Origin of the sequence: Acetobacterium wieringae (genome assembly GCF_001766835.1) — a bacterium.
Classification (GTDB): domain Bacteria; phylum Bacillota; class Clostridia; order Eubacteriales; family Eubacteriaceae; genus Acetobacterium; species Acetobacterium wieringae.
The window spans coordinates 38,690-51,185 of the sequence record NZ_LKEU01000024.1; the positions used below are offsets into that span (position 1 = coordinate 38,690).

The 12,496-nt window shown below is 43.0% G+C and carries 12 protein-coding genes; 10 read left to right on the forward strand and 2 right to left on the reverse strand.

The genetic code is table 11. The features are described from left to right. Nucleotides 1-243 precede the first annotated feature (243 nt). Both ACWI_RS06015 and ACWI_RS06020 read right to left on the reverse strand, forming a co-directional pair. Nucleotides 244-1,722 (reverse strand): sensor histidine kinase, encoded by a 1,479-nt coding sequence (locus tag ACWI_RS06015; RefSeq protein WP_070370527.1) that lies wholly within the window; start codon nt 1,720-1,722, stop codon nt 244-246. Then, on the reverse strand, nt 1,709-2,386 hold the full coding sequence (locus ACWI_RS06020) for a response regulator transcription factor (protein WP_070370528.1): 678 nt from the start codon (nt 2,384-2,386) through the stop codon (nt 1,709-1,711). Before ACWI_RS06020 ends, ACWI_RS06015 begins: the two co-directional genes overlap by 14 nt. 225 nt (nt 2,387-2,611) lie before the next feature. Here ACWI_RS06020 and ACWI_RS06025 point away from each other — a divergent pair, with 225 nt between their 5' ends. The 10 genes from ACWI_RS06025 to ACWI_RS06070 all read left to right on the forward strand — a co-directional run bounded on the left by ACWI_RS06025 (nt 2,612) and on the right by ACWI_RS06070 (nt 12,483). Beyond that, the gene (locus ACWI_RS06025) at nt 2,612-3,280 is read left to right on the forward strand and encodes a response regulator transcription factor (protein WP_014355748.1); all 669 of its coding nucleotides are present in this window, start codon (nt 2,612-2,614) and stop codon (nt 3,278-3,280) included. Between the two features lie 18 nt (nt 3,281-3,298). Further along, entirely contained in the window at nt 3,299-4,594 is a 1,296-nt protein-coding gene (locus ACWI_RS06030; protein WP_070370529.1) for a sensor histidine kinase, read from the forward strand. 155 nt (nt 4,595-4,749) lie between these two features. Continuing rightward, nucleotides 4,750-5,214, forward strand: coding sequence for a tRNA (uridine(34)/cytosine(34)/5-carboxymethylaminomethyluridine(34)-2'-O)-methyltransferase TrmL (gene trmL / locus ACWI_RS06035; protein ID WP_070370530.1), 465 nt, complete (start codon nt 4,750-4,752; stop codon nt 5,212-5,214). 102 nt (nt 5,215-5,316) lie between these two features. Continuing rightward, on the forward strand, nt 5,317-6,417 hold the full coding sequence (locus ACWI_RS06040; RefSeq protein WP_070370531.1) for a lysylphosphatidylglycerol synthase transmembrane domain-containing protein: 1,101 nt from the start codon (nt 5,317-5,319) through the stop codon (nt 6,415-6,417). Between the two features lie 27 nt (nt 6,418-6,444). Further along, on the forward strand, nt 6,445-7,287 hold the full coding sequence (locus ACWI_RS06045) for a fumarate hydratase (protein ID WP_070370532.1): 843 nt from the start codon (nt 6,445-6,447) through the stop codon (nt 7,285-7,287). A gap of 1 nt (nt 7,288) precedes the next feature. Next, nucleotides 7,289-7,852, forward strand: a complete 564-nt coding sequence (locus tag ACWI_RS06050; protein ID WP_070370533.1) for a Fe-S-containing hydro-lyase — start codon at nt 7,289-7,291, stop codon at nt 7,850-7,852. 11 nt (nt 7,853-7,863) lie between these two features. Continuing rightward, a complete protein-coding gene (locus ACWI_RS06055; RefSeq protein ID WP_070370534.1) occupies nt 7,864-9,120 on the forward strand; it encodes a pyridoxal phosphate-dependent aminotransferase in 1,257 nt (418 codons plus the stop codon). An 85-nt stretch (nt 9,121-9,205) separates the two neighbouring features. Further along, on the forward strand, nt 9,206-10,216 hold the full coding sequence (locus tag ACWI_RS06060; RefSeq protein WP_070370535.1) for a LacI family DNA-binding transcriptional regulator: 1,011 nt from the start codon (nt 9,206-9,208) through the stop codon (nt 10,214-10,216). A 14-nt stretch (nt 10,217-10,230) separates the two neighbouring features. Beyond that, nucleotides 10,231-11,217: a lipoate--protein ligase gene (gene lplA, locus ACWI_RS06065; RefSeq protein ID WP_070370536.1), complete on the forward strand. Its 987-nt coding sequence runs from the start codon at nt 10,231-10,233 to the stop codon at nt 11,215-11,217. Between the two features lie 99 nt (nt 11,218-11,316). Then, entirely contained in the window at nt 11,317-12,483 is a 1,167-nt protein-coding gene (locus tag ACWI_RS06070) for a TraB/GumN family protein (RefSeq protein ID WP_084633529.1), read from the forward strand. Nucleotides 12,484-12,496: the final 13 nt, after the last annotated feature.

Sequence of the window (12,496 nt, forward strand, 5' to 3'; positions counted from 1 at the left end):
ATTGTTACATCATGTTGTGACCTAGGGGTCAGACCCTACGCATCGGAGCGGACACGGCATCGCCTGTCCGATTCTGCGCGCAGGCAACGAGCCAATCATAAGCTTGCTTATAGTTGGCGACTGCCCGCGACCAATGCGAAAGGAGCGTAGCGGATTTCGCATGGTGCAGCGAACAACAGATTAACAATTGGTCGGTACGGTAGTTTATCGACAACCTCAAACGGGGCAATCCGCCCCGTTTTTTTACTGTTTTTTTAGCAAGATAGTCGCTTTGGTGCCCTGATTGATTTCGCTGGTGATGATCAGTTTGCCGCGATGAATGCTGACGATGCTGTCAATGATCGATAATCCCAGGCCCGAACCGCCAGTGGCCCGGGAACGGTCACTGCTGATGCGGTAAAAACGTTCCTTGATTTTGTCAAGCTCGGCGGCGGGGATTCCACAACCGGTATCGCTGACAATGATTTCATTAGTGGTTTTACTATGGACGCGACAGCTCAGGGTGATGGTTCCACCAGTCGGAGTGTACTTGCGGCTATTATCCAGCAGACCGCGAATCGCCTGGATCAGCAGGCCTTCATTACCCCGGACAAAGGCGTGGTCACAGGATTCCATGATGTATTGGTGATCGGGATCAATCATCTGACACTGATAAAAAATCTTTTCCAAAAGCGTCGAAATATCCAGAATAATAAAATCTTCATCAAAATAATTGTTTTCAATTCGCGTAATCAATAATAAATCTTCGACCATCTTATTCATCCCCTGAATTTCATCCCGAATCGCTTCAATTGATTCATCCCGGAGTTGCGGATCATTTTTGCCCCAATCGGATAAAATATCAATATAGCCCTGAATCACCGTTAGAGGAATCCGCAGTTCATGGGAGGCATCCGAAACAAAACGCTTCTGGTTATTAAAAGCGGATTCCAGTTTTTTGATCATCTGGTTTAAAGACATGATCAGCTGATCCAGCTCATCCTTGTTGCCGGTTTCTTCGATCCGCACATTTAAATTGTTTTCGGTGATATTTTTAGCGGTTTCGGAGATTTCAATCAGCGGTTTCAGGGTTTGCTTGGTACCATAAATGCCGATTAGAATTATGGCAATCAGTCCGAGAATGCTGATGGCGATCATCAGAATAAACAGGGTAGTCATGAATACATAACTATCATTGAGGTTTTTGATAATCTGGAGATAGATAATGTCGCCGTCTTCCAGCACATAGTAGGACCCCAGATAATAGTATTCGATCTGGTTGTAGCGCAACGAGTTTACGGTAATGGTTTGATCGTTGTCGTCATTAAAGCTGAACTCGAATAAATGAAAATTATACTTATCGAGGTTTTCAGCAACCAGCAGATCAGTCAGGATTTCGGATGATTGATAGATATTGCCTTGGTTATCCTTGAGTTGATAGGCAATGAGCGAATTATCCTTGACATAGGGATAAAGTTTTTCTGAAATGAATTCCAGTCGTTGGTCAGCTGGTAAGCTGAGTAGGGCGGGCATGTTCTCGTCCAGGGTATTGATGACGTAATTATTAAAGCGGATCATCGTCGCTTTGCTTTCGTTTAAAATAAGTTGCTGGGAGAAAAAGAAAACCATCAAAAACGAAAGCGTTAATACAGCCGTCAAAGCCAGAATAAAAAAGAACACAATGCGATGATATATTTTTAACGGCTTTTTACGACCGGGAATATTTAGCTTATCGAACCACATAGCCCCGCCCCCGAACGGTATGGATCAGTTTTTCATCAAAATCCCGGTCGATTTTGTCCCGCAGATATTTAATATAAACATCAACAATATTATCACCACCGTCATAATCAAAGCCCCAGACCTTGGTGAGGATCTGTTCCCGGGACTGAACCAGATCGTGGTTCAGGACGAGATAATAAAACAGGTCAAATTCGGTTCGGGATAAACTGATTTCCTGGGATTGGCGCTTAACGCTGAAAGCATCCAGATCGATCTCAATATCTTTAAAAATCAAATGGCTATTTGGTGCGGATTCAGGAGCATTTTTTCGAATATTGGCTTTAACTCGGGCCAACAGCTCGTCAAAATTAAAGGGTTTTGTCACATAATCATCGGCGCCAAGGTCAAAACCGGTTACCACATCATTGGTATCGTCTTTGGCGGTCAACAAAATAATTGGCAGGTGATGATTTTGGCTCTTGATATATTTAAGGACATCATAACCAGAGACCTCCGGTAGCATAATGTCAAGTAAAACCAGATCAAAGCCGGGATGTTGATGATAGGCTTCGATCCCTTCCCGGCCAGTAAACGCCTTAACCGTCTCAAAACCGGCATGCTTAAGCTGCAGTTCAATGATCCGGGATATTTTCTTATCATCTTCAATAATCAGTATCTCTTTCATGGGAACCTCCATAACCAATCGATAAATAAAAAGATAAAAGTAGTACCGACAATGACCCTGGAGTCAGATAGAGTGATCATCGATAAGTGTCAGGTCGGTACGGTTGGTTTCGATTATCTTAGAATAATATCATATTTTCCTTGTTTTATATAGCTTTAAGATTTTGGCTCTATAATTAATCTGTTAACTTATAATCAAAATTCAAAAGGTGGAAGGAGTCGCTTTATGCGTATATTATTTGTAGAAGACGAAAAAAAAATAACCGATGCACTCCAGGAATTATGTAAAATACAAAACATCGATTGTGACATTGCCAACGATGGGGAGGAAGGTCTGTTATTTGCTCTAAACCCTATTTATGATGTCATTGTTTTAGATATTATGTTGCCGATCAAAAGCGGCATTGAAATTTTGCAGCAGATCCGCGACCAGGGCATTAACACCCCGGTTTTGATGCTGACGGCCAAAGGGACTATTGATGACAAGGTCAAAGGTCTGGATTTGGGTGCTGATGATTATCTGATCAAACCATTTTCTGCCAAAGAACTGTTTGCCCGGATTCGGGCCCTGGGCCGTCGTCCTGATCACGGGATCAAGGGCGAGACGATTGTTTTTGAAGATGTCAGCTTTAATACCAAAAAGAATATTCTGCAAACTGAAAGCAAAGAATTCAAGCTGTCAGTTAAGGAAGCGAAGATTCTGGAAATGTTGTTAAAGCGCCCCAATCAGGTGTTTACCCGGGAACAAATTCTGGATCGGGTGTGGGGCTTTGATAAAGAGGTCAATGAAAATAATATTGAAATTTATGTTCATAATCTGCGAAAAAAAATTGTCGATACTCAGGTTAAAATTGATACCATCCGAGGGGTAGGATACACGCTTGGGAAAAAATAGGTTGGAGAGTTAAGTCCCATGTTTAAAGAAATCAAACGCAAGATCACCATGTTTAATACCTTGATTCTGGTTATCTTCATGTTCATGTTTATCTTTCTGCTGGGTTTTTTAGTAAACTGGAGTCTTACGCTTTCCGGAGAAATGTATTTGACTACGGTGGCCAAGGAAATCATTTCAAACAATGGACAAACAACCGCTCAACCGATCAATTCCGGGGATTCGGTTCATGATAAATTTGGTTATCAATTTATTATGTGGGACAGCAGCCATGTTGTAAAATCGATGAAGGTCGAAGACCGTAATCTGATTATGCTGGGGTACGAGTTGGCGATTGAAAAAAAGGATGCTCCGCAGTTCAATCTGCTAATCTCAGACAATGTTGAGTATCGGGTTTATACCTTGCCTTACTCCAATAATTCCAACGACTATGTGCTTCAGGTTTTTCAGCAAATTTCGACGGAGCGATCGATTATTGCCTATGTCATTTCATTTTTGTTTTTAATTGGCTTAGGATCGATTGCGGTGTTGATTCCGATATCTTATTTTTTAGCTGGCAAATCCCTGCAGCCGATTAAAGACACCTTTGAGGATCAGAAGAAATTTATTGCCAATGCGTCTCATGAACTGCGAACCCCGCTGACGGTTATTCAAACCAATGTTGAGGTGCTGAAACTCAAAGAGGATGAACAAATCAAGGACAACATGAAGTGGTTAAACAATATTGCCAGTGAAGGGGAAACGATGGCCAAACTCATTTCTGAGTTATTGCTGTTGGCCCAGGCTGAAAATCAGCGCCTGGCTATCGACAAGGAAGTATTTGACATATCCTCGATGTGTCAGCAAATGGTTGAGCTGATGACCGAACTGGCCAACGAAAAGGAAATTGAACTCAGTGAGAATATTTCGCCTGGGATCCAATACCGGGGCGATGAAGAACGACTCAAACAGGCGGTCCGGATTTTAGTGGATAATGCCATTAAATACACACCAGTCGGTGGAAAGGTTCAATTATGTCTGGTTCAGGGAAAGCGCCACCTGGTGATTGAGGTTAAGGATACTGGAATTGGGCTTACGGACGAAGAGAAGGCTAAAGTCTTCAGCCGTTTTTATCGGGTTGACGATGCCCGAAACCGTGAAACCGGTGGTGTTGGGCTGGGTTTGAATATCGCTGATTATATTGTCAAAAAACATAATGGCAAAATAAAAATTGACTCCATCCCCAACAAAGGAAGTACCTTTTCAATTGTTTTGCCAAAAAGTAATCAAAAGCCGGATTCAAAGAAAAACAATATTAAAGGGGATACTCTGCAATAAATGATTTGAAAAAACAACCTGTAACAGAAGTTCAATTTCTTTGTTGGTATTAAGATCATCCCGGTCTTCCAGGATGAACTTAAAAAAAAGAAAGAAATTGGACTTTTTTCGATTATAATAAAATCAACAAATAACTTATAATGAGAAGGAAGAATATGAATATTTTACTTTATCAACCAGAAATCCCCCAAAATACCGGAAATATTGCCAGAACGTGTGCATTGACAGAGACGAATCTGCATCTGATCAAACCCCTGGGTTTTTCATTGGACGAAAAACATTTAAAGCGGGCCGGCCTGGATTATTGGGAGCTTGTCAATGTCAGCGTCTATGACTCCTTTGATCAGTTTCAGGAAAAGAATCCTGATGCCAAACTGTATATTCTGACCACTAAAGCCACTAAGTTTTACCATCAAATTGAGTATGATCAAAATGCTTTTTTGATGTTCGGAAAGGAAACTGCCGGGATTCCCACCGAAATTCATGAAGCCCATCCCGATAATCGCTTTCGTATCCCGATGAGAAATCATGAAAAGGCCCGATCACTGAACTTGTCAAATGCAGTCAATATCGTTTTATATGAGGCGTTACGACAGCATGGCTTTGTGGGTTTGATTTAGGATGCTATTTTCATGAAAATTTCATGAAAATAGCTGAAAATTACATTACTTTACCATAACAGTATGTTATAATTAATTCAATCGAGATCAGGATGGTACACAATGGATCAAACAGGAAGAAAAGAAAAATTCTGGAAATCAAAGTTTTGGAAAAAATACTCGAACTATTTGTTCTTTGTTTTTCTAATCAGTGCAACAGCAATTGTTATCTTAACACAAGTTGATCCGGAAACCTTTTTAAGAACAATTAAACAAGCCAATGTTTATTGTCTCATTTTGGGGATTGGTTGTGTTTTCATCTATTGGATCTTGGAAGCTTATATGCTGCTAAAATTGATGCGGCGGGATAATCCCAATGAGAGCTTTCATTTTGCCTGGACTGTGACCATGGTTGGTCAGTATTATAATCTGATTACCCCCAGTGCCACCGGGGGTCAACCCCTGCAGCTCTATGAAATGTCGAAAAAAAATTATGGAATCGGTTCCGGAACAGCGGTGCTGGTGCAAAAATACGCACTGTATCAGGTAACGGTTACCTTTTTGGCCATTGTCGCCACCATTTTCAGCATTACAGCCTTGCACCAGAGCCTGGATGCTGCCAAATGGCTGATTGCCATAGGCTTAATCGTAAACATCGCCGGAGTGGTACTGATCTTTATTCTGGCCTTTAATGCCAATGCTGCCAAAGCGATTATGCTTGGCTGTGTGCGTCTTTTACTGACGCTTCACATCATAAAAAATGCCGAAAAATATTTTGAAAAAGTCAATCACTTTATTAAGGAATACCAGATCGCCATTGATGCCTTAAAAAGCCATAAACTGCAGACCTTAAAATTATTTGCTGTTTCAATCGTGCAGATCCTGGTATTTTACTCAGTCAACTATTGGGTGTATCGATCATTGGGTTTGAATGAAACCAATGCGCTGACGATTATTTCCTTGCAAGCGATTCTTTATGTGGCGGTAGCCTTTGTGCCGACACCAGGTGCTGCCGGCGGGGCAGAAGCGGGATTTTTATTGTTGTTTGGGCCCATTTACGGCTCTGGCAATACCGCAGTCGCGATGATTCTCTGGCGCCTGATTACTTTTTATTTCGTCATTCTTTTTGGTGGGATCTATCTTTCGATTTATTCCATCAGAGTTGGCAAAGAAAAGGCCCAGCAAATTGAAGAAGAATGTGATGATCAAGTTGATAATCTATAGAAAATATTAAACAACAAGGAGATTTCAGTGAGAAAAATTGGAGTTTTGCAGATTGTCGATCATGTCGCTGAAATGTGTATTGAAGCCAATACATTTTTATCAGATGATATGATGGAGGGGCTGCGTCGGGCGAGGCAATTAGAAGAGTCTGAAAATGGTAAAGAAATTTTGGAAACCATGCTCAGTAATTTTGAAGTCGCAAAAAATAAAAATATACCCATTTGCCAGGATACTGGCATGGTGGTGATGTTTGTCACGTTTGGTCAGGATCTGATCATCGAGGGTGGCAGTCTTGAAGAAGCCCTCCAGGCTGGCGTCGCCAAAGGTTATGAAGAAGGCTATCTGCGAAAATCCGTGGTTGCCGACCCGTTTATCCGAACAAATACCGGCAATAATACCCCGGCGGTGATCCATTATCAGGTCGTGCCTGGTGATGGCTTAAAAATAAAGATTTTACCCAAGGGCTTTGGCAGCGAAAACACCAGTGCTCTGAAGATGCTTAAACCGGCAGATGGGATGGCCGGGGTTAAAGAATTTGTGCTCCAGACCGTGGAGACTGGCAGTCCTAATGCCTGTGCACCAATTGTGGTTGGGGTGGGCGTTGGCGGTACCATGGAAAAAGCGGCGATCATGGCCAAAGAAGCCTTGAGCCGACCCTTGGGTGAACACAATCCGCTGGAACATATCGAAGCGCTGGAAGAATATCTGCTTGAAGCCAGCAACGCTTTGGGAATTGGCCCAATGGGACTTGGGGGAATCAACACGGTACTTGGGGTTAACGTGGAAGTCTTTCCGACCCATATCGCCGGTCTGCCGGTGGCGGTTAATATCACCTGTTACGTTAATCGACATGTGGAAAGGGAATTATAAAATGGCTGTTGTAGAGATCAGAACACCTTTAACTAAAAAGGATCGAAAAAAACTAAAAGCCGGTGACCATGTGCGGATTTCCGGGATCATATATACAGCCCGGGATGCAGCTCACAAGCGGATGATTGAAGCGCTGGAAAAAGGTTTGCCTTTGCCGATGGATTTTACTGATGAAATTATATATTATGTTGGGCCCTGTCCTGCGAAACCCGGAGAGATCATTGGCTCAGCCGGACCAACCACCAGTGGTCGGATGGATACGTATACCCCGGAACTGCTGGATCGTGGATTGGCTGGTATGATCGGCAAAGGAAATCGAAGTGAACGGGTCATCAATAGTATGGTAAGTAATGATGCCGTTTATTTTGCCTGTGTCGGCGGTGCCGGGGCCTTATTGCAGGATTGCATCAAGTCAGTCGAAATCATTGCCTATGAGGATCTGGGAACGGAAGCAATTCGAAAAATTGAAGTTAAAGATTTTCCGGCGATTGTCGTGATTGACACCAAAGGAACCAATTTATACGAAACTGAAAGAAAAAAATTCACAAATAAGCTATGGATTTAGTGGGAGGAAACATGAAAAAAGCACAAATGGTTATTGAAACATCATTAAGAGCAGGTGGTACTGATCCGATCTTTCGAATCGCCGGAGAAGCGGCAAACCGTACCAAAGAATTGGGACCGGAAGCCGTTATAAATTCAACCATTGGAGCACTGATGGACGATGATGGCGAATTGGTAACATTCAAATCAGTGTATGACACCTTAAAAGGCCTGCCGAATCACCTGATTGCCGATTATTCTGGGTTAGCCGGGCAACCGGATTTTTTAGAAAAGATCACGGAAGCCTGTTTTAAAAACTGTAAACCAGAAGGTTATATTCGGGCGGTGGCAACCCCGGGGGGAACCGGAGCAGTCCGCCATTCGTTCTGTAATTATACCGAACTGGGAGATACAATCTTACTGACAGACTGGTATTGGGCCGCTTATGCGACCATTGCCGATGAAAATCATCGCAAAGTCACAACCTTCCCACTTTATAATGAAGCGGGTGGATTCAATTTAGAAGGCTGGAAAAAAAGCATCCTGAAGCTGCTGGAAAAACAGCAGCGGGTATTAACGGTTCTTAATACCCCAGCCCATAATCCCACTGGCTATACCATTTCCCTGGAGGAATGGCAAGCGATCAAGACCTTTGTCACCGAAACCGCCACCGCCCAGCCGACATCTAAAATTATCCTGCTGGTGGATCTGGCCTATATCGATTTTGCTGGCGAAGGGGATGAGGCTCGTCAGTTTATGAAAATGCTGACTGGGATGCCGCATAATGTTTTGACCCTTTATGCCTTTAGTTGTTCCAAGGGTTATACCATGTATGGACTGCGAAACGGCGCCATTCTCTGTGTTGCGCCCACCGCAGAAATTGCCGATGAATTTGCCAATGCCTGCACCTATTCCAACCGCGGTAACTGGTCAAACGGCACCCGGGGAGCGATGGAAACCATCACCAAAATCTTCGGCAATGACGAATTATATAATCAGGCCATGGCTGAGCAGAGCTTCTATAAAAGCATTTTAAGACGTCGGGCCGCTGCTTTCGTGGAGGAAGCCAATAAAATCGGCCTGAAAATGGTTACCTATTGCGATGGCTTTTTTATCAGTATCCCCTGTGATAAACCCCAGGAAGTCAGCAGTCGTTTAATGGAAAATAACACCTTTGTTGTGGCATTGGGAAAAGGTCTCCGTTTTGCACCCTGCGCCGTTTCAGAAGAAAAATGTCGCCGATCACCTCAGCTGATTCTGGATGCCATCAAAGAGGTGGAAGGCCGTTAACTATTGGCATTAATAATATAGGTGGCTGCGAAGCAAATAAGTGCTTCGCAGGCATCTGTTGTTGTGAATTTTGAAAGGAAAAGAGATGAGAGTAAAAATCGTTGATGTTGCCAGAGAAGCAAATGTTTCCGTTGCAACAGTATCCCGAGTTGTTAATAATATTCCGTTAGTAAACGAAGAAACCAAGGAACGGGTATTGGAAGCCATCAAAAAAACCGGATACAAACCCAATGCCATTGCCAGAAGTCTGAAAATTCAGAAAACCAATACCATGGGAATCATGATCCCGGATATTACTAATCCTTATTATACCGAAATCGTCCGGGGCGCCGAAGATGTTTGTGGTATCTATCATTATAATATCATTTTAAGTAATACCGACTTTGATCCTGAAAAAGAAAAAAAATCGCTGAACGTGCTGGTTGAAAAACAATGCGATGGAATTATCTATGTGGGTAAAGATCTCAGTGACGAAATGCAGGCTGAGTTGATTGATGCGCCCAGCGAGGTTGTTTTAGGTTGTATTCCTGATGACAGTGGCGTGCTCAGTGGCGTTTTGATTAATAATGAAACAGCAGCCTATGAGTTGGCGACTGAGCTGATAAAAATGGGCCATAAAAAATTCATGCTGTTTTTTGATGAGTTGGAAGAAGGCTATATTTATCAGGAACGAAAAAAAGGTTTTATTAAAGCCTTTGAAGAAAATAACATCGAATTTGATGACAGCCGCATCTTAAGAGAAAAACTGAGTCTCTCCGGTGGTTACACGATGATGCAGGAAGCCATTAATTCCGGGATCGATTTCACCTGCGTTTTCTGTTTTAATGACCAGACGGCACTGGGGGCGATTCGCTGTGCTGAAGAAATGGGCAAGAAAATTCCTGAAGACATCAGCATCTGTGGCTTTAACAATTTCTGGATTGCGGAATGGACCAGACCGCAGATTACCACAGTAGCTCAGCCGATGTACGATATCGGCGCGATTGCCATGCGGATGCTCATCAAGCTGTGCGAAAAAGATGGCGATCGGACCGTTAAAAATGTTTATGTACCGCATGAGGTTCATATTCGTGGTTCGGTTACTGAGATTAAATAATAGCCGGGGCTTTTATGAAATACATTGATTGGAAAGAAACCGACCCACAAAAGAATCTGGCCTTTGAAGAATATGTCTTTAATCAAATGGATAAAGACGAGAGTTATTTTCTGTTGTGGCAGAACGATAATGCCGTAATTGTCGGAAAACACCAGAACACCATTGAGGAAATTAATCAGGAATATATCAAAGAAAATGATATCAAGGTTGTTCGTCGCCTTTCTGGTGGTGGGGCAGTTTACCATGATTTAGGAAATCTCAACTTCACCTTTATTGTTAATGAAGCGGGTCAGGAACAGTTTGACTTTCAGACCTTTACCCGCCCTCTGGTGGAAGCGCTTAAAACGCTGGGGGTCAATGCAGAATTCAACAGCCGGAATGATCTTGCCATCGATGGAAAGAAATTTTCCGGCAACTCCCAGTATGCTAAACGGGGGCGGATTCTTCACCACGGTACGATCCTGTTCAATTCAAATCTGGCTACCATTCAGAGTGCTTTGAAAGTAAAGAAAGATAAAATTGAATCCAAGGGGATCAAATCAGTTAAAAGTCGGGTCACCAACATTGTCGACTACCTGGATGAAGACTATACCCTGGAAGATTTTAAAGCGGCGCTGCTAAAAGCGATGTTTGAAAATGACAATTTGGAAATGATCACCCTTTTAGAGGAAGAAATCCAGGCGATTGAACAGTTGAAAACAGAAAAATATGCAACATGGGATTGGAATTATGGAAAATCGCCCCGGTATAATTTGCGAAAAGAACGAAAATGCGACTTTGGTCTGATTACAGTTTTGCTTCAGGTTGAAAAGGGTGAAATCAAAGAGCTTCACTTTTATGGCGATTATTTTGGTAATGGGGACATTCAGGAACTGGAAACGCTGCTAATTGGGGTAAAACCAACCGAGGAAGCGCTGTCAAAGGTTCTCAAAGACATCGCGCTGACTGATTATATTAATGGGTTGGATGTAAAAACTTTAATTGACTTAATACTATATTAAACGCAGCAATTAGGCATTGGAGTAGCTGGTCAGCGTGATTGAGTTAAATCATACTGCGTTGACCAGTTTTTTCTATTGAGCCTGAAGAAAGGAAGTTCATTGGAATCAAATATAACACGGCTAAATTATCATGGCAAAGAATTGGTTTTGATTGGGACGGCTCATGTTTCCAAAAACAGCGTCGATGAGGTTCGGGAAACCATAAAAAACGAACAGCCGGATTCCATCTGCATTGAACTGGATCAGCAGCGCTACGAGGCCATTAACCAGAAAGACAAATGGTCCAATACGGACTTGGTTCAGATCATCAAAAGCAAACGGGCGGGTTTTATGTTTGTCAATATTCTGTTGTCCAACTACCAGCGTAAGCTGGCCGAACAATTCGGAATTGAATCCGGCCAGGAAATGATGGAAGGAATTGCTTGTGCTAAAGAGTACGGAGCGGAGCTGGTACTGGCTGATCGCAGCATCCAGATTACTTTTAACCGAATCTGGCGGGGCTGCAGTTTATGGGAGAAGGTCAAGGTGCTGTTCTCGATTATTCTCAGTGTGGTGGATGATGAAGAAATTACTGAAGAAGATCTCGAAAATCTGAAATCCGATGATATGTTGACGGCCGCACTGTCAGAAATGGGTTCGGCTTTTAAAGGCGTCAAAAAATATCTGGTCGACGAGCGGGATCAGTATTTAGCCTATAAAATCAAGCATGCTCCGGGACATAAGGTTGTGGCCGTGCTGGGAGCGGCTCACGTGCCGGGGATCAAAGAAGAAATTTTTAAAGACCAGAATATTGCCGAGCTGGAGGTGATCCCACCGAAATCCAATGTTGGCAAGGTGATTGGTTGGATGATCCCGATTATTTTGCTGGCGCTGATTGTGGTAACCTTTATTGCCAGTCCCAGCTCGGGATGGGAGCAAGCTAAAAACTGGATTCTCTGGACTGGTCTGCTGGCAGCGTTGGGCACCCTGCTGGCAGGTGGGCATATTCTATCGGTATTGACAGCTTTTGTAGCGGCTCCAATTACGACCCTGCATCCATTACTGGCAGCAGGATGGTTTGCCGGCATGACCGAAGCGCATTTCCGTAAGCCCAAAGTGGAAGATTTTGAATCCTTGCCTAAAGACTTGGGTAGTATCAAAGGCCTCTGGCGCAACAAGGTGACTAAGGTGCTGATGGTCGTGGTATTTGCCAATCTGGGAAGCAGTATTGGCACCTGGCTGGGTGGGCTTAACATTATTGGGATTTTTATTAATACCTTTTCCTGAGAAGTGAATAATG